Here is a 24,270-nt window from a genome sequence, read left to right on the forward strand (position 1 = left end):
ATATGAAGTTCTACGGGAATATCATTTTCCTTTAGTGCGCTATAGCCACCATCTTTTAAACCGAAAAAAGATAATTATTGTCTTTTCTGAAATGTTTTCTGTTGAAATTTCTTCAGTAAAGAACAATTTCTGAAGAAAATAAAGAGGCCGTCCAAAAATGGCAATTATCGGTCTTCAATTTTCTTAGGTTTGCATAAGGGCTTTGGGGAAATTCAATTTATACAGTAACTTAAACCCTTCTAAGGATATAGAATATGCTACAGGAACTTACAGATGCTTACGGATTTATTTTTGAAGAGAAATTACTTCAGGAAATTTCCGAAACGGGCGTTTTAAAATCTGCCAGGGAAGGTGAAATTATTATGGATATAGGTAATTATATCACTTCTATGCCTTTACTTCTGGAGGGAGCGATTAAAATTTTACGTGAAGATAAAGAAGGAAACGAATTATTGCTTTATTTCCTGGAACGTGGTGACACCTGTGCACTTACCCTTTCATGCTGCCTTGGCCAGACCAAGAGCGAGATAAGAGCAGTAGCCGAAAAGGATACACAATACATCATGGTGCCCATTGCAAAGATTGAGGAATGGACCACCAGGTTTAAGAGCTGGAGAAATTTTGTTTTTGAAAGTTACCAGTCCCGGCTATCAGAAATGCTTGAAACTATAGACACTTTAGCATTTATGAATATGGACCAGCGCCTGCTACGTTACATTCAGGACAAGGCCAAAATAAATCAATCGCAGGAATTGCAGGTCACACATCAGCAAATAGCTTATGATTTAAACACTTCGCGAGTGGTTATTTCAAGATTATTAAAAAAACTTGAACTGGAGGGGAAAATTCTTCTGCAACGCAATCATCTGGTTGTTTATGATCTCTGACCTCAAGTCTGTAACTTTTGTTACTGCCAGGTGAGCGATTGAAAATTACTTTTGCACTGAATAAAAGAAAAATATGGAATTAATGGATTTCCTGGGATATTTAGGTGCGTTAGTAATTGGGATTGTACTTGGACTTATTGGAGGTGGGGGCTCAATTCTTACCGTACCCGTCCTGGTTTACCTGTTAGCGGTAAATCCCATTACAGCAACAGCATATTCTCTTTTTGTCGTGGGAACATCATCACTTGTAGGAGCGGTCAATTTTATGAAGAAGAAACTGGTGGATTTCCGTACCGCAATTGTGTTTTCCATTCCAGCTTTTATAGCTGTTTACAGTACAAGAAAGTTTCTTGTTCCCGCGATACCAGAACATATTTTCACGCTATGGGATTTTGAAGTAACCAGGAGCATCGGGATCATGTTGTTTTTCGCAATTATTATGGTCGTGGCTTCTATTTCGATGATTAGAGATAATGGTAAGAATAAAAAGCAGGGATCTAAAGTAGAATATAACTATCCGTTAATTGTCATTGAAGGGATAGTAGTGGGAATGCTTACAGGAATTGTAGGTGCCGGTGGTGGATTTTTAATCATTCCTGCCCTTGTGCTGCTGGCCAAATTACCAATGAAAAAAGCTGTTGCAACTTCCCTCCTTATTATAGCGATAAAATCTCTAATTGGCTTTATTGGGGATGTGCAGAACCTGGATATAGACTGGAATTTTCTTTTGATTTTTTCAGGTCTTTCCATCCTTGGGATATTTATTGGAGGATATTTAAATAAGTTTATTGATGGTGAAAAACTAAAAAAAAGCTTTGGATGGTTTGTCCTTGTGATGGGAATTTATATTATCTGGAAAGAGTTGTCTTAAGCGTTCTTCTGAAGCTTAAAATTGAATCAACAGAAGCGCTGCAAAGGCTTAATTTTAAGTGGCTGAAATAATGTTCGTACTGAATTGTGTAACAAATGTTACTGCGTAATGCTCATTTTGAAGGTATTTTTGCATTAGTAAATTATTAGAGGAAATGGCTGAGTTCATTTCTGAAGTAGAATAACTTGAATTGAAAGAGATGAAAATAGAACAATTTAAAGACGAACCATTAGCACATTATTCATATGCTATAGTAAGCGAAGGCGAAATGGCTTTAGTTGATCCCAGCAGAAATCCGCGGCAATACTACAAGTTTGCGGAAGAGCATAACGCCAGGATCGTGGCAGTATTTGAGACCCACCCCCACGCCGATTTTGTGAGCGGACATTTACAAATACATAATGAAACAGGTGCCACTATATATATAAGTGAGAAGGTAGGAGTAAGTTATCCGCACGAAACTTTTGATGAAGGACAGAGCACGAAAATTGGCAAAATTACTATCCGACCCTTACATATGCCGGGGCACTCGCCGGACAGTTTAACTTTTGTGGCCGAAGAAGGTGGTGAAACAGCTTTATTCACTGGCGACACACTCTTTGTTGGAAATGTGGGCCGGCCTGATCTTAGAGAAAAAGCAGGAAATATGAAGGCAAAGCGTGTGGAGCTTGCAAAAGCAATGTATCACACTATGCAGACCAAATTTAATGATCTGCCAGATAATGCATTGGTGTATCCTGCGCATGGGGCAGGATCTTTATGTGGTAAAAATATGAGTGCTTCCCCATCCAGCACTTTAGGAGACGAACGTATGGGGAACTGGGCCTTTAAAGATCAGACTGAAGAAGATTTTGTAGAAGAAATACTTAAAGATCAGCCATTTATTCCTTCATATTTCGGATTTAACGTAGACCTTAACCGCGATGGTGCCGGAAATGTACAGCAGGAAAAATACCGTATACCTTTAAAAATAGCTTCAGATAAAGTTGAAGAAGGAATTAAAGTGGTAGATGTAAGGGATGAAGCTGCTTACAAAAATGGACATTTGCCGGACAGCATTAACATTATGTCACGTACAGAAAGTGACAAATACGAAACCTGGCTGGGAGCAATTATTGAACCTAACGAGCCGTTCTATCTTGCCGTGAGCTCTGTAGAAGATATTGATGAACTGCTTGAAAAGACAGCCAAAATTGGCTATGAGAAACAAATGAAAGGAGTAATTACGCTAAGCGAGAAGGTCTCAGGGAAATCAGATGAATTTGATCTTGAAAACTTTAAAAACAACAAAGAAGATTACACGATTGTAGATATCAGAAATGAAAGTGAACTCGCAGAAGGTAAAATTTTTGATAACGCTATAGGAATTCCGTTAAACGAGTTGAGAGACCGTGCAAACGAGTTGCCAGACAACAAGCCGTTTGTGGTGCATTGTGCGGGTGGATATCGTTCGGCTGCCGGGAGCAGTATACTGGAAAACAGGTTCAAAAATCAAAAGGTTTTTGATCTGAGCGAAGCAATTCAGGAATTTAAATAGGTATTGTGTTGAAGAGCATTTGTTACCGTAAATCAGGTTTAATCATGTTTTCTTTGCAGCCTGAAAAAATTTTAAAATATGGAATGGATATTTGAACCCTGGCCGTGGTATGTTTCGGGGCCGCTTATTGCCGGAATAATGTTTTTGTTACTGTTTGGAGGTAAAACCTTCGGAATGTCGTCCAACCTGCGCACCATGTGTAGTATAGGAGGAGCCGGTAAAAAAGTAGAGTTTTTTAATTTCGACTGGAAGAGTCAACGATGGAATTTAGTAGTGGTAGCCGGTGCCATAATTGGCGGATTTATAGCAGCTAACTTTTTAAGCAGTGATACCTCTGTAGCTATAAATCCTGATACTGTTTCTACTCTTGAAAACCTGGGATTTGAAAGTGCAGGAGAGGCTTATCTTCCAAATGAACTTTTTGCAACAGATGCTTTATCAGATCCTAAATCGCTAATCATTCTGCTTACAGGCGGACTGTTAATTGGATTTGGCGCGAGATATGCCGGTGGATGTACTTCAGGACACGCTATTTCCGGTCTCAGCAACCTGCAGTTACCGTCACTTACTGCTGTAATTGGATTTTTTATTGGTGGTCTTGTTATGATACATTTACTGTTTCCTTTAATATTTTAAAAGATATGAAGTATTTAAAATTTTTATTGATTGGGATTATCTTCGGGATTGTAATGTTTAAAAGTGAAGCTGCATCCTGGTTCAGGATTTATGAAATGTTTCAGTTTCAGTCCTTTCACATGTATGGTATTATAGGTTCTGCGCTGGCACTGGGTGTGCTGGGCACTTATCTTATTAAGAAGTACAAGTTAAAGTCAATAGACGGGAGACCTATTCAATTTATTCCGAAGGAAAAAAGCTTTAGCCGGTATATGTATGGCGGGATCATTTTTGGCCTCGGCTGGGCACTTGCCGGTTCCTGCCCCGGCCCTATTTATACATTAATCGGGGCTGGATATGTCTCTATTCTGGTGGTGCTTTTGGGCGCTTTAATGGGAACTTTTATTTATGGACTTCTACGGGATAAATTGCCGCATTAGAATTAAACCAACCTCTATAAATGGCAAATATCGGGCATCATAATATAATCTTATCCAATAGAAGTCAATGACTTAAATGAATTTCAGTTATATACGAACTTTTTAAGATAATTACTCCACCCTAATAATTGCACGCCTAAGAGCATAGAGGTTGGGTTTCCCGTCATCATGAATTTGTAGTATAATATGAATATTCTTACCATCAGCATCTTCCGGAATTTCAACAGTGGCAGAGATTGATGAGCTATTTTGAATTTTTACGGGTCCATCATAGGAACTTGGTTCGTCATAAAAGGACCAGGAATATTGTAAGCTGTCTCTATCTGGATCGTTGGAACCCGCTGCGCTAAGTTCAACAGTTGAACCCGGTGCGGCTTTTATTTCCAATATTTGCTTTGTTTCATCTCCATTTAAAATAGCTACAGGGTGATGGTTGGCATCTTCGTAATTTTCTGAAATACTCCAGTCCATACGGGCCTGCAGATTGTTGTGGATATGCTGTTTCCAACGATTAATCGCTTCCATACCTTCAGACGTATTCGTAAACATATAGTAGGGATCATAACGTTTTTCGTCCAGACCCGGGGTTTTGGCAGCTATATCCATTACCCTTATGCCATCCTCCTTTTTGGTTTTAAAGCGTCCGCCCCAACCACCCTGATCGATTTCATCAGGATCATTTAAACCATTGGACCATAAATGTAAAAAAGCTGGAGAATCACCTTCTGTAGCCCATCTCCTGTTGGGATAGACTTCACCCATCGGTCCGTGGCTTTGGACGTTATTGCTTATCCAATCATCAGAGGGAGCCCAACCATATATAGATTTGGTGCGTATATAAACTAGATCAGGAAAAGTTTTCGCCATCCAGGCTCCAGCATCATCCTGTCCAAGTATGTCAAATATTCTAATCTTGTTGATGAATTGAGAGACCTCCTCTTTAGAACGGGTTTGCTTTACTGTCCATAGCGCCTGTGCAATAGTATTTGCACCTCCCCAGGAATTCAACCAAACCGGACGAGGATCATCAGCCTTATCAACTACTTTAATTATTAATTCTGAACCCCGGGAAGCTTTATCACCTCCCACACCTGACATGTTTGGTAAGGTTTGTCCCACGGCTACAATGGAACGTAAATAATCCGGATTAGGATATTCATTAGCATGTATTTTCAAGTTTGGATACACTTTTTCGTAGGCATCAATTATCGCTCGCAGTGGTTCAACTCCCGGTTGGTTTTGATCAGCTTTTAGCCAGGCTAATCCCATGATCAATCCTTCCAGATCAAATTCGTTAGCGCCCAGCAACAGATGAACCATCGATTGTTCATCGTCAGGATCTGCGCCCCCAAGATCGGAAGTTACAATTAGTCTGTGCTTTGCTGCATTGAGTTTAATTTCCAGATTTGATGTATCTAAACCTTGCAGTTTTACCTGCTGAGGCCAGTACCGATTATCTGAAACAATTAGTGAATCAATGGAATTAGAGGTTGAAAGAGAAGCAATCTCTATTTCAAATTTTCCCTCTTTATCAGTCTTAACATTGACGTCTGATTTTAGCAATTTAACTTCAGCTCCTTTAACCGGAAGTAATGTGGACTTATCTTTAACAATTCCCATTATTGTCGCAGATTGCGAATACGAAACTGACAGGAATAAGAAATAAATAATAGATAGACTAAAGAATTTCATTGCTTCTCTTAAATTAAAGTTTTTACTTACCAACAAACATAACCGATTTGTATATACTGGGATAGTTAATTGACGCTAATTATCACACGCCGATAGGCATATAAATTTGGTTCCCCGTCATCATGAACTTCCAGTATAACATGAATGGTTTTATTTCCAGCATCCTCAGGAATTTCAACAGTAGCAGAGACGGATGAACTATTTTGAATTTTAACGGGTTCATCATAAGAGCTAGGTTCGTCATAAAAGGACCAGGAGTAGCTAATAGTATTACCATCAGGATCACTGGAACCTGCTGCGCTAAGTGCAACAGTTGAACCGGGAGCAGCTTTAATTTTCATAATCTGCCGGGTTTCATCCCCGTTTAACACAGCTACAGGATGATGGTTGGCATCTGAATAATCACCGGTAATGCTCCAGTCCATCCGGGCCGCAAAATCATTGTTATAAGCTTCACTCCATCGCTTTATCGCTTCTGATCCTTCTGAAGTATTCCCGTACATATAATAGGGATCGTATTTGGTTTCGTTCTCTTTTTCCACGCACGACATACTTCGAATACCCTCTTTTTTGGTGAAGCTAAAGCGGCCACCCCAGCCTCCCTGATCAATTTGCTCCGGGTCATTAAGACCAGTAGGGTAAACATGCATAAATGCAGGAGTGTCCCCTTCAGTAGCATATTTACGGTCGGGATAGGCAGCACCCAAGGGACCATGGCTTTGAATATGTTTATCTATATATTCATCAGAGGGAGCCCAGCCGTAAACTTCAGTGGCACGTATATAAAAAACTTCCGGAAAGTTTTTTGCGATCCAGGCACCCGAATCACCCTGGCCCAGGATATCGAACAGGCGCAATTTGGAAAGGAAAGTTTCCAGTTCAGCCGGAGAACGGGTTTCCTGAATTTTCCAGATTGCCTGCGCTACGGTGTTCATACCACCCCACCCCATCACCCAAACAGGGCGTGGATCATCTTTATCTACGGCTTTAATAATTAGTTCAGACCCGGGACTATCTTTACCTGAACCTACATCCCCCATTCCATATTCATCCTGTCCCATTACAGAGATAGATTTTAAATATTCTGGTGAAGGATATCCGTCAGCATGAGTTTTCAGATTGGGGTATGCCTGAGAATAAGCTTCGACAAGCTTGTCCAGCATATCCGTATTGTTCTGCGACTTTTTCCAGCAACCGGTAGCTACAATTAAACCTTCAATATCAAATTCATTTGCACTAACCAATTGACGTACCATAGACTGCTCATCATCTGGATCGGCGCCTAAATCGGTGGTGTTAATTACCCTCGGTTTATAATTATGAGTTCTGTTTTCTTCGTGTTGAGCGCAAAGTGGCTGTATGAAAAGCAATAACGAAAAAGAAGAAAATAAGATTTTTAAAGAAACTGACTTCATAGAAAACTTATTTATTAAGAAAAATTAAATGCTAATATATGTGAATGGTTGCTGGGTTTTTCAACCAAAAATAAAATTACTTTATTTTTTGTAAATACGCAATCGATTGCGTTATATTTACGAAGAAATATAATCATTACTCATGAAATACTTCTTCATAATCTTCCTGCTAATACCTCCATTTTTATATTCTCAAATAAATATTAGCACTTCCGGAAATGAGATAAAAAATTTTCCAATTGTTTCCAATTCTGGAGAAGCCTCCATTTTTTATGATTCCTCTGAAAATATCCTCATAAAGAAATCTGCTGAATTCTTAGCGGAAGATATTGAGAGAGTCACTGGTAGGAAACCCGGTGTATCCGAAGCTCAGAAAACAACAGATAGCAATATGATTATTTTAGCTACTGTAGGAAATAATAGATTAGTTAAAGAGTTGATCGATCAGGGAAGGATAAATGTCGATCCTTTAAAAGACCAATGGGAACGTTTTATTATACAAACTATTAAAGATCCTTTTCCTGGTGTGAAGAATGCGCTGGTTATTATAGGAAGTGACAGAAGAGGAGTTGCTTTTGGAGTCTTCAGCCTATCCGAAAAAATGGGAGTCTCTCCCTGGTACTATTGGGCAGATGTACCCCCTGAAAAGAGTGAATTTCTAAGTCTGAAACCTCTTGAATATGTTTCTGATGCGCCCTCTGTCAAGTATAGAGGAATATTTTTAAATGATGAATCCCCCGCATTAAGAAATTGGGCAAAAGAAAAGTTTGGAGGATTTAACCATAAATTTTATGAGAAGGTGTACGAATTACTGCTTCGGAAGAAGGCCAATTTTCTTTGGCCTGCAATGTGGCTACCTACAGTTTTTGCTGAAGATGACCCCTCAAATCCTAAAGTTGCCGATGAGTATGGAATTGTAATTTCTACCAGTCATCACGAGCCTATGATGCGTGCACATGACGAATGGGGACGCTACGGAGGTGGTGCGTGGAACTATGAAACCAACAAAGAAAAACTTCAGGAGTTCTGGAAAGGTGGCGTTAAGCGTATAAAAGATTATGAGAGCGTGGTTACAGTTGGAATGCGCGGAGATGGTGACGAAGCAATGAGTGAGGGTGCCGCTGTAGATCTACTTCAGGAAATAATTTCCGATCAAAGGGAAATAATAGCTGATGTCATGGGAAAACCTGCTGAAGAAACTCCACAGGTTTGGGCTATTTATAAAGAAGTTCAGGAGTATTATGATAAAGGGATGCGGGTAGATGATGATATTATTATTCTGTTTAGCGACGACAACTGGGGCAATGTTAGAATACTACCCAAAAAGGAAGACAGTACCTACGAAGGTGGTTTCGGAATGTATTATCATTTTGATTATGTGGGAGCACCTGTATCCTACAGATGGCAAAATGTTACGCAAATTGAAAGGGTTTGGGAACAGATGCAGCTTACCTACGAATGGGGCGTGGACGAATTGTGGATTGCTAATGTCGGTGATATCAAGCCAATGGAACTGCCTATCAGCCTTTTTCTTGATATGGCGTGGGATGTAGACAGTACAAATGCAGATAATCTTCCGGAGTATTATGTGGATTGGGCAGCACAACAATTTGGAAGTAAACACGCAGCTGACATTGCTGAAATTCTTTCATTGTATACTAAATATAATGCAAGGAGAACTCCGGAAATGCTAACTCCGGAAACGTATAGTATTAAAAACTACCGGGAAGCAGACAAAATTTTAAGCGAATTCAGAAAGCTAACTGCAAAAAGTGAAGCATTATTAACTGAACTTCCTGAAAACTATAAAGCAGCCTATCAGCAGCTTGTTCATGCCCCATTAGAAATGTCCGCGAATGTTAATGAAATGTACATAGCTGCAGCTAAAAATAAATTTTATGCTGAACTGGGCGCAACGGTTGCAAACCGATATGCTGATACAGTAAAAAAATTATTTGAAAAAGATGCAGATTTAACCAGGCAATTCCATGAAGAGATAGCTGATGGAAAATGGAATCACATGATGTCTCAAACCCACCTGGGATACACAAATTGGAACCACCCACCAGCTAATAAAATGCCCTCAATTTCCTATATTCAGGAGCGTGATACTGCTACGCCTGGATATAATTTGGAATACGGAACTGAGCCTTCCTGGCATGGCTTCAGCGTAGAAGGGGATGGATTGTATAGTGAATCTTTTTCGGCCTTTGATCCTGTTAATGATCAAAAATACTATATAGAAATCTTCAACAGAGGTAACAAAGAACTACCCTACGAGATAAACACCAAAGATGAATGGATAAATCTTTCCTCAAATAAAGGATTAATTCAATATTACGAGAAAGTGTATGTTAGCATAGATTGGGAAAATGTTCCCAAAGGAACTTCCAGGGGTGAAATAGAAATTTTAAGTAAAGGGCAAAGTTATACAGTAGAAGTACCGATTACTACGGACTTGCCGAAAGTTTCCGGATTCGTAGAGAACAACGGAGTAATTGCGATTGAAGCTGAAAATTTCTCCCATAACAGAGAAGGTGAAAATGTTTCCTGGAAAGTGATTCCTAATTTAGGTCGTACCGGTTCTTCAATTCTTGTTAATCCTATGGACGCGGAAAGGCAGGAGCCAAATGGGAAAACCGCCATGGTTGAATATAAATTTACCACGTTTGAAGATGCAAACCTAAACATTGAGACTTATGTTTCTCCCACTCAAAATTACCAGAAAAATGAAGGCCTAAAATTTGCAATCGCCATCGATGACGAGGAACCACAAATAATTAATATTAACGAAAACGAAATTAAACCCGATTGGGAATATGCAGACTGGTGGACTCAATCTGTGGCTGATCACATCAAGAAAAGCATTTCAGAACATAAAGACATAAAAGCTGGTATTCATACTCTAAAAGTATGGGCGATGGACCCGGGGATAGTTATTCAGAAATTTGTTATAGACGCGGGAGGCTTAAAGCCAAGTTACCTCGGTCCTCCAGAAAGTAGTTATGTTGATTAAAGAATCCAGCAAGACCATTGTAAAGCTGTTGAAGTTTGTTGGATCAAGTCTAAATTTTGTCTAACCCACAACATTTAGTCTTGATCCATCCTTGATTCATTTTGAAATTTCATCAAAATAGCACCTAAAACAAAAAAGCCGACTCGTAAAAGTCGGCTTTCCTTTGGTGCGGGCGAGAGGACTCGAACCTCCACACATTGCTGCACTAGATCCTAAGTCTAGCGTGTCTACCAATTCCACCACGCCCGCTTGTTTGGACAAATCTGCTATCCGTTATTTGGTTAGCGGATGCAAATATACATAATAGTTTCAATTTTCAAATAGTCAGAGAAAAAAAATTCAAATTATTACCTTTGATGTAATTTAAAACCACAAAATGAAAGACATCAAAGGATATATAGAAGAAAATAAAGACCGTTTTGTTCAGGAGTTAATTGACCTGCTGAAAATTCCGTCCATTAGCGCAGATTCAAATTATAAAATGGATATGCTGAAAACTGCCGAAGCGGTGAAAAAAAAACTGCAGGATGCCGGTTGTGAGCAGGTCAAAATATGTGAGACTCCGGGACATCCTGTGGTGTACGGAGAAAAAATCATCAGCAAAGATCTACCAACGGTTCTGGTTTATGGTCATTACGATGTTCAGCCGCCAGACCCTGTAGACCTTTGGGAGAATCCGCCGTTTGATCCGGTGATCAAAAATACGAAAATTCATCCTGAAGGGGCGATCTTCGCCCGTGGAGCATGTGATGATAAAGGTCAGATGTATATGCACGTAAAGGCTCTGGAATATATGACCAGGAATAATGAGCTACCCTGCAATGTGAAATTTATGATTGAAGGCGAAGAAGAAGTAGGAAGTGAGAATTTGGGTTGGTTTATAGAGCAAAACAAGGAAAAACTTGCCAACGACGTTATCCTTATCTCTGATACCGGAATGATTTCCAAAGATACTCCATCTATTACCACCGGACTGCGCGGACTCTCCTATATCGAAGTTGAAGTTACCGGACCTAACCGCGACCTTCATTCCGGTTTATATGGTGGTGCTGTGGGAAATCCAATAAATATCCTCAGCAAAATGATCGCTTCTCTTACAGATGAAAACAATCATATTACTATTCCGGGCTTTTATGATAAAGTTGAAGAGTTAAGTGAGGAAGAACGAAAAAAAATGGCTGAAGCTCCTTATAATGAAGAAGAATATAAAGACAAACTGAAAATAAACGACGTCTACGGCGAAGCTGGTTATTCTACTCTCGAAAGAGCTTCTATTTGCCCAACTTTGGATGTAAACGGAATCTGGGGCGGCTATATTGGCGAAGGCGCGAAGACCGTTCTTCCCGCAAAAGCCTTTGCTAAGATATCGATGCGGCTGGTGCCAGATCAGGATTGGAAAGAAATAACCCAACTTTTTAAAAAGCATTTTGAAGCAATAGCTCCCAAAGCGGTTACCGTAGAAGTAAAACCTCATCATGGTGGGTATGCCTATGTAACGCCTATCGATAATGTTGGTTTTAAGGCAGCGAGTAAAGCCTATGAACAAACATTTGGCAAGACTCCAATTCCGCAAAGGAGTGGCGGTAGTATTCCGATAGTTTCTTTATTTGAAAAAGAGCTGAAAAGCAAAATTATCCTGATGGGCTTCGGACTCGACACCGACGCCATCCACTCTCCAAATGAACATTTTGGAATCTGGAATTACCTGAAAGGAATTGAAACCATTCCATGGTTCTACAAGTATTTTACAGCACTAAAAAAAGAGGAATAGATCTTGGACTTTAGACGGTAGGCCTTAGAGTGAATGGTGAAGAGTGAATGGTGAGGAGTGAATAGTGTACGTTCAGTTCACACTTCACCTCTCAATACTAATTTTCATACTTCAAAAAATTCTCCCGCAGATTTTGCAGATATGCGCAGAAGCTATGTTGTCTATTCTCTCTCTTCTTTACTTCTTTACTTCTTGACTTTTTCACTTTTTCACTTAAAAGCTCAATTCCCTAAAACCCGTTTTCCCAGATCTGACAGTAATTTTTTAGCATCGCCCCTGCCCTTTTCTACTTCTTTGGCTCTTATCGTTCCATTCTCCGGAATAAGCTCATAACTAAACACGAAATTTTCATCTTTGGAAGCAGGATTTAATGTTCCGAAGCGGAGATCGTTAAAAAACAAATTCCCGTCTTTTTCTGAAATAGTGTACCAGCCATTGCTGATGTCGATAAGCCGTTGCACATTTTTATCGTCCTTTAGATCGCCCAATAAATGATGATTTTTGGGATATTCGTAATACTGAACAGGCTGCGAATCAAAAAGAGAATAATCCCCAATCAGAAATTTATCTTCCAGCTCAACATTGGCCGTCCAGAGGATAGTATTTAAAGGAGCCGGTTTTGTTTCGATATCTTCATAGGAAATTCCCTGGTTGTCCAAAGAATCTGTAAATTTTCCGAAGGTATAAGCCTTCAGCATTAAAGTAACCACCAGTAAGTAAAAGCTGCTTATACGAAGCCCCCAATAATTAAGTTTACGCCTTTCAGGAGAAGCTCTTTTTTTTCGCATTGCAAGAATAAGAAACACGAGAAAAGGAAGCGTATAAAGCGGATCGATCACAAATATATTCTTATATGCCAGCCGTAAATCCAGCGGCCAGAAGAGCTGAGTTCCCCACGTGGTATGTGCATCGAGCAACGGATGAGTAACCAAACCCCAAAACATCAATTTGGACCAGTCCTTCCAATTGGCCTCCGATTTTCTTTCAATCTTTGAAATCAGCCAGCCGAAAATGGGTGCAAAGAGAATAGAAAATACAATGGAATGACTAAAGCCGCGGTGGATTTCAATAGCGGTAATTGTATCGGTAAAATAGCCCACAAAGGTATCCAGGTCTGGAATTGTTCCTGCAATGGCGCCGTAAAGCATTGCTTTGTTTCCGACTTTCTTGCCCAGTACCACTTCTCCTACAGAAGCTCCTAATACGATTTGTGTTAATGAATCCAATGTTCTTGTTCGTTGTTTATCGTTTAATGTCTTTTGTCCTTATCGGGACTGTGTTTTAGGCCAGAGTCAGGCTGAGCCTGTCGAAGCCACTCCTACTTCACACTTCGTCGAGGAACCACAAATGTCACTTCGAGCGAAGTCGAGATGCTAGTAACTCAAGTTTCCGATCCATAAACTTTCCACTAAGTAACCCACCCTTCGACTCCGCTCAGGGGGACAGTCACTTCAATCTAGCCTGGAGTTGTCATTTAAAACTCACAACAGACAACAGACACTTCGTCAAGCTCAGTGTGACCACAAAGTATCACATAACGCGGAGTCGAGATGCTAGTGTCCCCGAACTACGAACCCCAAACTCCAAACAACTAATCATCCACAATTTCCATCTTTCTAAGCAAAAATGAGGCGTTCATATTTTGGCAAATTCCGTCTTTAAACTGGTAGTCGAAATTGAGTTCGTCGTTAATAATTTCAGCATCAAAATAGTGGTTTTTTACCTCCGGTAATTCCGAAGAAATTTCACATAAACTCAGGTCGTGCGTAGCAATAATTCCGGTGGAATGGGATTTTACAAGTTTCCGAACGAATTTTTTACTTCCTGTAGCTTTATCGGTACTGTTTGTACCCTTCAGGATTTCGTCTAGAATGATAAAATAGCGGTCGGTTTTTACTTTATCCACGATAAACTTCAGTCGTTTTAATTCAGAAAAGAAATAAGACTCATCATCATTTAGCGAATCGCTGGTGCGCATGCTGGTAATCAATTTAATCGGTGAATACGTACATGCTTCAGCACAAACCGGAAGTCCGATATTGCTCATCACAATTTGCAGGGAAACGGTACGCAAAAAAGTACTTTTTCCTGCCATATTTGCTCCGGTGATTATAAAAAATTCTTCATTATTGATATTAAAATCATTTGCAACCCTCTTTTCCGGATTAAGAAGCGGATGCGCCAGATTTTTAGCTGAAATCCCTGTATTTTCACTGCTAATCTTCGGAAAAACATACTGCGGATGATTAAAGGCAAAGTTACCAAGCGAATTATAGGCATCGGTAAATTCAATAATTTCGAACCAGTTTTCCACATTTTGCCGATAATTGCCAATCCAGCGCTCCAACTTATAAGACTGCTGCAAATCCCAAAGCAAAAATCCATTGGCAAAAAAGCCAAATAGCATATTATTCCGCTGATCGAAAGCATCAATAGCCTTGGAAAACTTCCTGAAGATCGCTGAAGCCTTTTCTTTTTCAGAACGGATCATGTTTTGGTTCTTTTTAAGGATTTCAGAAGTAAATTCTTCATCTTCAATAAGCCCCAGCAGCCTGTGGTACTGGTGAAAAGTATCCTGAACCTTGCTCACACTGCCGGAAAGCAAATTTATCCTCTTCAGAAAATATCCCGTAACGAGAATCCCCACCAAAAACCACAACAGCAGGTGAATTCCTTTGATGAAATCCAGCGCATAGGCTAAAATGGCAATTATCGATATGATGCTGAAGACCAGAGGTAGCCATTTCATTATTGCAGGTACGAAAAACCGGTAATTCCTGAACCAGTCCAGGACCGTCGCAGATGTGGTCTCGGTTTTTACCAATCTTGCCAATGCAGTAAATTCCTGCCGCCAAACCGCTTTTTCACTGAGTTCTTTTACAGCTTTCTGCTTCTTTTCTATACCGTTAATCAAATTTTCTTTCAATATTGCCGCAAGTTTTTTGGTTCCCTCGTGCAAAGCAGTGCGGTTGAGATACTGAAAAAAACTGCCTCTCCCAAAAAGGTCGATATCCTGACTATAAGGATGTTCAGGATAGTCGTATTCACTTCCTGAAGGCAGATCCTGGAAGTTTCGCGTCTTTAGAATATCAATTTCGGTTTCGTTAATCCTGATGAGTTCCTTCTGTTTATTGCTCTTTTCTTTAATATCGCTATGCCTGGAAACAAGAAATAGGAAGATCACAATCCCGCCGATAATTACCGGAACCAAGGCGTTAATATTTCCGAAGAAGTAATAAATTCCGTAGCAAATCGCCAGGAAAACCAGCAGCCTGATAAGGCTGGAAAACAATAGCTTTTTGGAAAGTACAGCTAACTGCTGCTCGTGATTACTTTTTTGATGAGTATAAAATTCTAGGGTATTTTTCATTCTAAATTTTCCAGTTCTTTTCTTTGTTTTCCGGTTAGTCCCGTCACAACGAGATCATAGGAATGAGTGGTTAAATCAAAGATCATTTCAGGCCTTAGCCTACCGTCTAAAATTAACGTATTCCAATGCTTCTTACTCATGTGATAGCCCGGTAAGATATTTTCTTCATGTTGTTCCCGCAATTCCAGCGCTCTTTCAGGGTCACATTTTAGGTTTATTCTTAACGGAATTTCATCCAGAGAAGCCAATGCAAACATCTTGCCCATAACCTTAAAAACAAGATTATCGGGTCCAAAAGGAAGTTCTTCGGTCACCGCTTTTTTGGTGAGGCAGTAATTCCTGAAATTTTCGATGTTCATTTTTCTCTAATTTGATCAAAAAATCAAAGCGACCGATGACTTAGGTGCTTATTTCTTCTGCGTTCTATAATATAAATTCCAGGTGCCTGAGTTAGCTTCAACTATATCAGGAAGTCCGTCGTTATTTAAATCTCCAATTTCTATGTGGTAAGTATCATCCCTAACGTCTTCTCTCAGCCCTATTTCTTCAAATTCCCCATTGTCTTTGCCAAGAAAAACAAAATTTCTTTCCTCGGAATTTCCCTCAACAATGTCTAAAAATCCATCTTTATTTAAGTCAGCAACTTTAATAGAAGCTGTCATTCGTTTTTCTTCAAATTTAAAATGCCTGGTAAACGCCATTTCTTTATTCCCAAAGTAGATCACATTTTCTGAACCTAAATTCCCTGTGATAATATCCTGGAACCCATCATTATCAAAATCTGCTACATCGATGGACCGGGTTTCATCTTCCTCGCTACCAAACGCAATTTCTGAAAAATTTAGTTTTCCATCATTCAGATAGATTCTGTTTCTTGATTTTCTTTCTGCCGTAATTAAATCTAGAAACCCGTCCTTATTAATATCAACTAATTTTGTTTGGATGGTTTGATCTGACTGATTTCCGTAGGTAATCTTGTTTTCAAAATTACCCTGACCATCATTTAAAGAAATTTCATTTTTTGCTTTTCTGTTGGACAAAATTATATCCAGGTCTCCATCATTATCGATATCTGCAATTTCGAGGTTTCTGGAAGGAGATATGGAACCAAAAGAAGCTTCCTCTGTAAAACTATTATTTGCCGAACCAAAGTAGAGTTTATTCTCCACATTGTCATTAGCAACTGCAATGTCCATAAAGCCATCACCATTAAAATCTGCAGATTTAATGGCGTAGGAAGCATCCAGAAACCTTCCTATGGGTTGTGCTACTTTAAAGCCACCCTTTCCATCATTATAATACAGGTAATTTTGTTCGGCCCAGTGCCTGCCGTTGGCGACCAGGACATCTAAATCCCCATCTTTGTCCACGTCAAATAAAGCTATGGATGCGGTTCGGTTGGATTGAGTGCCAATCGAGAAAAATCCATCGGCATTAAAAAACTTGGTTTCCTGAGAAATACCGTTTAAGGAAAATCCTAAAAGGATTATTAGCAATATATAGCGCATACTTTTATAATTTTACCGGCATCTCTTTATTTAAAACTATGATTTCAGTTTCTTATTTTCTTCAGCTTCCTTTAAAGTAAGCGCCGTATAATCCAGTTTCCAGCCAATAGTTTCCACGATTTTTTCCATAAGCAGGATTGTGCCCAAAGCTTCTTTTTTAGCCTGCTCAAAAAGTCCGCTTTCCGGGATTTTATCTACAATATGTCTTTTTGCATCGCGGTTAATATCGGTTAAATCTGAAGTGGTAAAAGGATTCGCCCAGCCTTCACGCTTGTCGTAATACTTAAAATCCGTTTCTACGGTAAGTAATTCCGGCTGCGGAAAATTAGTGAGAATGATCTTTTTCGATTCAGTATCGCTCTCCATACTTATTTTGCTTAGATCGAAACCAATATGCGCTTTGGCATTAATAAGGATAATAGCTTTTTTCTTTCCAAGGAAAAGGCTTACATACCTTTCCTTTAGATTCTCGTAATGGTAAATCTCAGCGAAATCGCCTTCTACCGTAATAAACTTGCAAACGCTACGGATTTTATCCATTAACACTACCGACTGTTCGCTGGTTTTTTCCTTTGAACGGTTACTGTTGAATTTTGCAAAAATAAAATACGCAACCACCGCACCCACGGCCAGCCCGATAAATAAAAGCTCCATAATTAATTTCCAATTTCTCCCAGATGTGTGAATTTAAAGCCTTTTTGGTACTTGAGGCCATAGCCTAAAATACGATCAAAAGCCGAATGTGAAAACAAAATTAATCCTATTAATTGTAAAATCACGCTTTGGAGAGCGAAACCCACGATCCACAGCAAAATTGCCAGCCCTTTATGATGAAAAATGTTGTAAAAGAAAGCTCCGGATTTATTTCCTCCCACATACCCCAGCATTCCAAAATCTGGCGCAAAAAAGAGTCCGACAAACCACCACCAGGAAAGTCCAAGAAAGCTGAAGGCATAAATGCCCAGCGCGAGCATCGCCATTTCTTCGAATTGTAAGGTAATTTTCATTAGTGCTGAATTTTATATAAAACCGGTTTTGCCGGGGACGCGTCATTTTCAAAAGAGGCAATTTGCAGGTTTAGCAGGTATTCCCCGTCTGTAATATTGTTGGAAACATAAATAAATTCGGTGATCGTAGCGTCTGTTCGGGTATTTTTCGGGTAATTCCAGAAGGCTTTATGTGCCAGCAATTTGCCGCCGTCACGTTCTTTATCTACAGAAGGCAAATCGATAAGCAAATGTTGCACTCCGCATTCCCTAATATACCGCGCTGCAGCTTCTTCCAGGTACGGCCAGTTGGTATTGGAATATTTTCTACTCCGCTTTTCTATGTAATTGGGAAGTGTTCTAACGACCAAAGCTTCGGCTTCATTTTTGGTAATTTTCGACCTTAATTGCTCTTCAGTAATTATTGAATCCTCTCCTCTTTTTTCGGGTTCTAAGGAAATTAATTTAGCTGTAAAAAAGAATTTTTTCAGGGTTTGATTAATGCTGAAGAATTCCCGGGAGATATGCCCCACACATTCGGTATGCGTACCGTGAGCATGCGGATTAAACCTGATATTGTTGAAATTAACCGAAGCTCCTTCGCTTACCTTTCCAATAAAATCTCCGTCTTTTACCGGATTTATTTCCGGCGCCGAAAGATACCAGGCAAGCGGATTTTTACTGTCTCCGCGTAATCCGATAGAAATATCCAGCGGCTTCGACAGGTCGATAGTGTAGGTTTTAGCACCATGATCAATTTTTGCCTTCATATGGCTAAATTAGGGAAGCTTTTTCACTATTTTGAATGCTGAATTTTAAATTTTGAATTAAGGCTGGAATTCGGTTGTGAGTTGTCGGTTTTCAGTCTTAGTCAAATTTGAAAGTATGGAATTCAATGTCCCCCTGAGCTTGACGAAGGCGGGTTTGAAAAGAGACGAAAGTGGAAAGTGGAAAGTTTCTTTTCCTTTTCACTCTTCACTCTTCACTTTTCACTCTCCACTTTAATCTAAATAAAACAAATCTGAAGCAATTCCGTCACTTAGAAATTTTCCTTTGGGAGACACATGCAGCACCTGGTTTCGACTTTCAAGCAATTCTTTTTTTAACAGCACCACTGCATTTTTAAGAAGGTGAGTTTTATATTTTGCACCAAAGAATTCTTCCACTTCAGTAATATCCACTCCAAACTGCGTTCGCAGCCGCGTCATCACATATTCGTTGTACTTATCTGTAGTAGAAAGCTCTTCCGTTTCCATTGGGAGCTTATCTTTTTTCAATGCTTTTATATAAAGCGAATTGTTGCTAACATTCCATTTTCTGAAATTTCCGTCATACGAATGTGCCGAGGGGCCGATTCCCAGGTAAGATTTCCCAAGCCAATATGCGGTATTATTCTGTGAGAAATAACCATCTTTACCGAAGTTCGAAAATTCATAATGCCGAAAACTGGAATTTTTAAGCATGCTCACCATAATCTCAAAATGAGCCTTTGCAGCCTCGTCGTCTACTGGTTTTATTTTTCCTTTTTCAATAAATTTATGCAGCGCGGTATTCGGTTCTACCGTAAGCGCGTAGCTGGAAATATGCGGCACACCAAGATCCAGGGCGATTTGCAGGTTCTGTAGCCATCTTGCGGCGCTCATATTCGGAATTCCGTAAATTAAATCGATAGAAATATTATCAAAATACTTTGTCGCCAGCTGAATACTTTCCAGCGCTTCTTTAGCATTATGTGCGCGGTTCATCAGCTCTAAATCTTCTTCAAAAAATGACTGCACGCCAATACTAAGTCGGTTAATTTTTGAAGCTTTCAGCATTTTCAACTTTTCTTCGGAAAGATCGTCTGGATTGGCTTCCAGCGTGATTTCAGGATTTTCAGCAACCTGATAATTGGCAAAAATTGCAGTAAAAATTTGCTGAAGTTCTTCCGGAGTCAATAAACTCGGAGTCCCGCCGCCAAAATATATTGTCCTGATTTCCTTCTCCGGAAGTTCATTTTTCCGCAGTTCCAGTTCTTTGCACAACATTTCCACCAGCTGATCTTTCTTTTTCATAGAAGTCGAAAAATGAAAATCGCAGTAGTGACAGGCCTGCTTGCAAAAAGGGATATGGATGTAGACCCCAAAGCCCCTCCCGGCCTCCCCAGAGGGGAGGAGATTATCTTCTATATTTTTATATTTGGCAGCCGTTTTCATAGATATTCTTTCTATTCCAGGAGCTTTTCCCCCTTCGGGGGTTAGGGGGATTATTTCACCTTCCCCGGATTTTGTTTTACAAACGCAGCCCAGCCGGTGTAGCTTTTCCCACCCACAACTTTCCCGGAATTATAAAAATGGCAAACCGCAGCTGCCAGTCCGTCGGTTGAGTCGAGATTTTTTGGTAAAGTTTTCAGGTTAAGCAAACTTTGAAGCATTTTGGCAACCTGCTCTTTGCTGGCATTTCCGTTTCCGGTAATAGCCATTTTAATTTTCTTCGGAAGATATTCTGTAATTGGGATTTGCCTGGAAAGCCCTGCTGCCATCGCAACTCCCTGTGCGCGGCCAAGCTTCAGCATAGACTGCACGTTTTTTCCGAAAAACGGCGCTTCAATCGCAATTTCATCAGGATGAAAGGTGTCGATAAGATCTATTGTACGCTCAAAAATCAATTTCAGCTTCACGTAAGGATCGTCGTATTTTTGAAGCTGAAGCTCATTCAGTTGCAAAAACTGCATTTTTTTATCTTCCACTTTTATGAGTCCGAAACCCATAATTGTCGTTCCCGGATCTATACCTAAAATTATTCTTTCGCTCTTCAAAATTGCTCTTTTCGGGGTGAGGCTGTGGGAAATTGTGTATTTTCGAACAGCTTCACAAAGCTAAGGAATTCTGTTTTGTTACTCCTATTTTTAGACTCGCATTAAAAATTGCCAAATGCTGCTAAGTATCTTCATTTTTATCGCAGTTTGTTACCTGGTTTTGATAATCACCCTTATTTACGGCTGGAACCAGATTCCTGAATTTAAAACTGAACATTTTGAGTTGAAAACTGGCTTTTCCATCATAGTTCCCTTCAGAAATGAAGCTGAAAACCTTCCGGATTTATTGAATTCGTTCTCAAAACTGAAATATCCGGCTTCTAACTTCGAAATTTTGCTGATTAATGATGCTTCTAAAGATGATTCGGTTAAAATTTGTTCAGAATTTAAGTCACAATACCCAAATCTGAAGGTTAGCGTTCTGGACAACGCATTATTGTTCGGATCACCAAAAAAGGACGCCTTAAAGCGGGGCATCGAAAATGGCAATTATCGATATATTGTGACCACAGACGCCGATTGTATTGTGCCGGAATTCTGGCTACAGACGTTTAACGATTTTATCCTGAAAACTGATGCTGATATGGTTTGCGCACCTGTTTGTTTTAGGACTTCCGAAGAAAAAAAGCTGTTTCAGAAGTTTGAAGAACTGGATTTTATGAGCCTGCAGGCTACCACCGTTGGCGCATTTGGGATGGAGCAGCCTTTTATGTGCAACGGCGCGAATTTGTGCTATAAAAAAGAGGCTTTTTTGGCTGCGGAAGGTTTTTCCGGAAACGATAAAATCGCCAGCGGTGACGATGTTTTTTTGCTTCAGAAATTTCAGAAAAAAGGGTTAAAAGTTAAATTTTTAAAGTCCGAAAAAGCCATTGTAGAAACCAAACCTCAGCAGACTTTGCCTCAGCTCATTTCGCAGCGGGTGCGCTGGGCCGCCAAAGCTCCTGCCTATAAATCTACATTTTCGAAATTTGCCGGAATCAGTGTCCTGCTAATGAATGTCTCACTGGTAATCGCCGCATTTCTGGTGCTTTTTGAACATCTTCCGGAACAGCCAGTTCTGGTAATTTTTCTGCTAAAATTTAACGCCGACTTTATCCTGATCTTCCTGGCTGCGAAATTCTTTAAAAAAGAACTCCTGATGCGAAACTACTTTTGGTGCAGTATTGTTTATCCCTTCTTTTCCGGATTTGTAGCCGTAAAATCACTGTTTTCAGGATTTGACTGGAAAGGGAGAAGGTTTAGGAGTTAAATGTAAAGAAGCTAATGAGGAAAAGAGTTAAAGAGCAAAATACTCTAAAACGCCTCTCCTCTTTCTTCCGTTTTTCCATTCTTCACTCTTTTACTCTTTCACTTTTTTCAGAGAGAAACAGACAGTAAATCTTCCCCAAGCTCGTGAATTGCTTTTTCAATTTGTTTGGCGCGTTCTTCAGAAGCATTAGCTTTTCCAGTAGCATATTGTCTCATTAAAGAAGCGTTAATTCCTGCTTTTTCGGCAATAGCAGAAATTTTTATGGGTAAAAGTTTGAAAAAGGAAGGAATATCCAAGTTATATTCAAAACCGTCCATTGCTTTCACCTCCGCAAGCCAATCCTCTTCCAGGTCTTCAGACACCTCCAAATAATCTGTAAAGGCTTTTTTTAAATTCAGTTTTAAATCTTCCAGAGATTGTCCATAGGCAGAAACTCCGCCGGGGATATTTTGTGTACTCCCCCAATACGTTCCATCCTCCGCTTTTTCCACATAAACCTTTACTATCCTTTTCATCATCAACATATTAATTGGTTACTCTACTTAAGCCCTGCTTGCTTTAAAATTGAATTACACGTTCCTTTCGGAATGTCTTTTTTAGGATGTGGTATTGTCACAACTCCTTTTTTGACCGGATGCTTAAAATGGTGATGGTTGCCTTTTGTTCTAACTAAGTACCATCCGTTTTTCCTTATAACTTTTATTAAAGCATCCGACTTCATATACAAAATTATAACAAAAGTGTTATATGCCAAAATTTATTATAAAAAGAGACAGTTTTTAAGAAGGTGGGGTTCCAATTTTTGAATTTCCTTAGCTTTAAACTATAGTTGTTCTACAGCTCTTCCCAAAAGATCTCCCGCAGAGAGCGCAGATTCCCGCAGACACTACATCCTTAAACAATTACTTTTCACTCCTTTACTCTTTTACTAGTGAAATTTCTTAAATCACCAATTCGCGAATAGAATCTCTCACAAAAAAATCTCTCGCAGAGAATGCAGATTCCCGCAGACACCGCGTCCTTAAACAATTACTTTTCACTTCTTAACTCCTTCACTCTTTTACCAATATTCCGTAGATTGTCAAAAAAAAGCTATGAATTATTACGTCTTAAAATATCAGCTTCAGGAAAATTATCTTAAAGATCGCGGGAAATACCGTACTGAACATTTAAATTTGGCAAAGGAAACTGCTCAAACTGGGACGCTTGTTTTAGCCGGAGCCATGGACGATCCTGCAGATGAAGCGTTGCTGATTTTTAAAGCCGCCGATGATGCTGCGGCAAAAACATTCGCTGAAAAAGATCCTTACGTGAAAAACGGACTAGTAAAAGAATGGAGTGTAAGAAAATGGAACGTCGCAGTGGGAGATACGCACTAGCTAATTTCCACCCCGTCCTACGGATTCCCCTCCGACGGAGGGGAATAATTGTCAATTGTCAATTCTTTATTCTGCTTTAATTAAAACCGGCATTCTAAAAACTGTGGAAACCGGAATTCCACGTTTGCTGGCGGGATAAATTTTTGGAAGGGAATCAATGCTCTGGTAAAGCCAGTCCTTAATTCTTGGTAACTGATTGGTTAAAGTGGTGTCTATAGATACAATCGAATCGATTTTTGGACGACCCTGTTTGTTTATCTCGAGGTATAAATACAAGGTATCGTCAATACTTTCAGTCACTACCGGCTGTTGTTTGGCGAGGTAAGCGTAAATATTTTCAGCGACTTTCCTTTCGAAACAGTTTTTCGCCTGTGCTAATTCGGTTTCCTGCTGGCAGTCTTCAAATGCCGGGTATTCGTCGACTTCTTTCCAGTTCAGCATTTTGGATTCCTGGTCCAGAACCTCTTCCGAAGAAATTTTTTTGGTTTCGAAATTACAGGAAGTTAAAATTAGAAAACCTGAGATTAGCAGTAAAGTTCTTTTCATACCCAATTGGCGATTAACTTTGAGCAAAAGTAATGAAAATGAGCAGAATCTGAAGGGAAGAAAATTGGCTTCTTTCCCGGAAGCTTATAAGTTCCTTCCAGCAAAATTTTAAAAAATTTGAATAAATAGAGTTTCCCAAAACAGCCGGAGCCGAAGTTTGAAACTCCGGCTCCGCAGGCTGCAAAAAAAAT

23 protein-coding genes and 1 tRNA gene are annotated in these 24,270 nt (G+C 39.7%); 9 read left to right on the top strand and 15 right to left on the bottom strand.

The genetic code is table 11. The features are described 5' to 3' along the window. Positions 1 to 254 precede the first annotated feature (254 nt). From RM545_RS03845 to RM545_RS03865, 5 genes are all read left to right on the top strand, one after another. Positions 255 to 887: a Crp/Fnr family transcriptional regulator gene (locus RM545_RS03845; protein ID WP_311493994.1), complete on the top strand. Its 633-nt coding sequence runs from the start codon at positions 255 to 257 to the stop codon at positions 885 to 887. Positions 888 to 960: 73 nt separating this feature from the next. After that, entirely contained in the window at positions 961 to 1,758 is a 798-nt protein-coding gene (locus RM545_RS03850; protein WP_311493995.1) for a sulfite exporter TauE/SafE family protein, read from the top strand. Positions 1,759 to 1,957: 199 nt separating this feature from the next. After that, positions 1,958 to 3,295 (top strand): MBL fold metallo-hydrolase, encoded by a 1,338-nt coding sequence (locus RM545_RS03855; protein WP_311493996.1) that lies wholly within the window; start codon positions 1,958 to 1,960, stop codon positions 3,293 to 3,295. 78 nt (positions 3,296 to 3,373) lie between these two features. Continuing rightward, positions 3,374 to 3,931, top strand: coding sequence for a YeeE/YedE family protein (locus RM545_RS03860; RefSeq protein WP_311493997.1), 558 nt, complete (start codon positions 3,374 to 3,376; stop codon positions 3,929 to 3,931). Positions 3,932 to 3,936: 5 nt separating this feature from the next. After that, positions 3,937 to 4,350, top strand: a complete 414-nt coding sequence (locus RM545_RS03865) for a DUF6691 family protein (protein WP_311493998.1) — start codon at positions 3,937 to 3,939, stop codon at positions 4,348 to 4,350. 111 nt (positions 4,351 to 4,461) lie between these two features. Here the strand turns inward: RM545_RS03865 and RM545_RS03870 are convergent, their stop codons facing one another. Continuing rightward, a complete protein-coding gene (locus RM545_RS03870) occupies positions 4,462 to 5,970 on the bottom strand; it encodes a nucleoside hydrolase-like domain-containing protein (RefSeq protein ID WP_311493999.1) in 1,509 nt (502 codons plus the stop codon). A gap of 137 nt (positions 5,971 to 6,107) precedes the next feature. Continuing rightward, entirely contained in the window at positions 6,108 to 7,457 is a 1,350-nt protein-coding gene (locus tag RM545_RS03875) for a nucleoside hydrolase-like domain-containing protein (RefSeq protein WP_311494000.1), read from the bottom strand. Between the two features lie 142 nt (positions 7,458 to 7,599). Here RM545_RS03875 and RM545_RS03880 point away from each other — a divergent pair, with 142 nt between their 5' ends. Then, complete coding sequence (locus tag RM545_RS03880) at positions 7,600 to 10,473, top strand: glycosyl hydrolase 115 family protein (protein WP_311494001.1); 2,874 nt, start codon at positions 7,600 to 7,602, stop codon at positions 10,471 to 10,473. 164 nt (positions 10,474 to 10,637) lie between these two features. Here the strand turns inward: RM545_RS03880 and RM545_RS03885 are convergent. Further along, a tRNA-Leu gene (locus RM545_RS03885) sits at positions 10,638 to 10,722 on the bottom strand. 127 nt (positions 10,723 to 10,849) lie between these two features. Here RM545_RS03885 and RM545_RS03890 point away from each other — a divergent pair. Continuing rightward, entirely contained in the window at positions 10,850 to 12,244 is a 1,395-nt protein-coding gene (locus RM545_RS03890; RefSeq protein ID WP_311494002.1) for a dipeptidase, read from the top strand. Between the two features lie 221 nt (positions 12,245 to 12,465). Here RM545_RS03890 and RM545_RS03895 read toward each other — a convergent pair whose 3' ends face one another. The 9 genes from RM545_RS03895 to ruvC all read right to left on the bottom strand — a co-directional run bounded on the left by RM545_RS03895 (position 12,466) and on the right by ruvC (position 20,905). Then, a complete protein-coding gene (locus RM545_RS03895; RefSeq protein ID WP_311494003.1) occupies positions 12,466 to 13,470 on the bottom strand; it encodes a metal-dependent hydrolase in 1,005 nt (334 codons plus the stop codon). A 365-nt stretch (positions 13,471 to 13,835) separates the two neighbouring features. Further along, positions 13,836 to 15,614: a MutS-related protein gene (locus RM545_RS03900; RefSeq protein ID WP_311494004.1), complete on the bottom strand. Its 1,779-nt coding sequence runs from the start codon at positions 15,612 to 15,614 to the stop codon at positions 13,836 to 13,838. Then, positions 15,611 to 15,973, bottom strand: coding sequence for an MmcQ/YjbR family DNA-binding protein (locus tag RM545_RS03905; protein ID WP_311494005.1), 363 nt, complete (start codon positions 15,971 to 15,973; stop codon positions 15,611 to 15,613). Before RM545_RS03905 ends, RM545_RS03900 begins: the two co-directional genes overlap by 4 nt. A gap of 48 nt (positions 15,974 to 16,021) precedes the next feature. Beyond that, positions 16,022 to 17,122 (bottom strand): FG-GAP repeat domain-containing protein, encoded by a 1,101-nt coding sequence (locus RM545_RS03910; RefSeq protein WP_311494006.1) that lies wholly within the window; start codon positions 17,120 to 17,122, stop codon positions 16,022 to 16,024. A 36-nt stretch (positions 17,123 to 17,158) separates the two neighbouring features. After that, entirely contained in the window at positions 17,159 to 17,776 is a 618-nt protein-coding gene (locus tag RM545_RS03915; protein WP_311494007.1) for a DUF4230 domain-containing protein, read from the bottom strand. A gap of 2 nt (positions 17,777 to 17,778) precedes the next feature. Continuing rightward, positions 17,779 to 18,129: a DUF4260 domain-containing protein gene (locus RM545_RS03920; RefSeq protein ID WP_311494008.1), complete on the bottom strand. Its 351-nt coding sequence runs from the start codon at positions 18,127 to 18,129 to the stop codon at positions 17,779 to 17,781. Beyond that, entirely contained in the window at positions 18,129 to 18,878 is a 750-nt protein-coding gene (locus tag RM545_RS03925) for a cyclase family protein (protein ID WP_311494009.1), read from the bottom strand. The genes RM545_RS03920 and RM545_RS03925 overlap by 1 nt, the downstream gene beginning before the upstream one ends. A gap of 231 nt (positions 18,879 to 19,109) precedes the next feature. Next, positions 19,110 to 20,303, bottom strand: a complete 1,194-nt coding sequence (hemW, locus tag RM545_RS03930) for a radical SAM family heme chaperone HemW (protein WP_311494010.1) — start codon at positions 20,301 to 20,303, stop codon at positions 19,110 to 19,112. Positions 20,304 to 20,353: 50 nt separating this feature from the next. After that, positions 20,354 to 20,905: a crossover junction endodeoxyribonuclease RuvC gene (gene ruvC, locus RM545_RS03935; RefSeq protein WP_311494011.1), complete on the bottom strand. Its 552-nt coding sequence runs from the start codon at positions 20,903 to 20,905 to the stop codon at positions 20,354 to 20,356. A 115-nt stretch (positions 20,906 to 21,020) separates the two neighbouring features. On the opposite strand from ruvC, the gene RM545_RS03940 reads away from it, so the two are divergent. Then, complete coding sequence (locus RM545_RS03940; RefSeq protein ID WP_311494012.1) at positions 21,021 to 22,154, top strand: glycosyltransferase family 2 protein; 1,134 nt, start codon at positions 21,021 to 21,023, stop codon at positions 22,152 to 22,154. A gap of 107 nt (positions 22,155 to 22,261) precedes the next feature. Here RM545_RS03940 and RM545_RS03945 read toward each other — a convergent pair whose 3' ends face one another. Beyond that, positions 22,262 to 22,672, bottom strand: a complete 411-nt coding sequence (locus RM545_RS03945) for a type II toxin-antitoxin system HicB family antitoxin (protein ID WP_311494013.1) — start codon at positions 22,670 to 22,672, stop codon at positions 22,262 to 22,264. A gap of 20 nt (positions 22,673 to 22,692) precedes the next feature. Beyond that, positions 22,693 to 22,875, bottom strand: coding sequence for a type II toxin-antitoxin system HicA family toxin (locus RM545_RS03950; protein WP_311494082.1), 183 nt, complete (start codon positions 22,873 to 22,875; stop codon positions 22,693 to 22,695). A 373-nt stretch (positions 22,876 to 23,248) separates the two neighbouring features. On the opposite strand from RM545_RS03950, the gene RM545_RS03955 reads away from it, so the two are divergent. Next, positions 23,249 to 23,533 (top strand): YciI-like protein, encoded by a 285-nt coding sequence (locus tag RM545_RS03955; protein ID WP_311494014.1) that lies wholly within the window; start codon positions 23,249 to 23,251, stop codon positions 23,531 to 23,533. A gap of 66 nt (positions 23,534 to 23,599) precedes the next feature. Here the strand turns inward: RM545_RS03955 and RM545_RS03960 are convergent, their stop codons facing one another. After that, positions 23,600 to 24,079 carry a hypothetical protein gene (locus RM545_RS03960; RefSeq protein ID WP_311494015.1) on the bottom strand — a complete coding sequence of 160 codons (480 nt, stop codon included), beginning with the start codon at positions 24,077 to 24,079 and terminating at the stop codon, positions 23,600 to 23,602. Between the last annotated feature and the right edge of the window lie 191 nt (positions 24,080 to 24,270).

This window comes from Autumnicola lenta (assembly GCF_031846515.1).
Taxonomy (GTDB): Bacteria; Bacteroidota; Bacteroidia; order Flavobacteriales; family Flavobacteriaceae; genus Autumnicola; species Autumnicola lenta.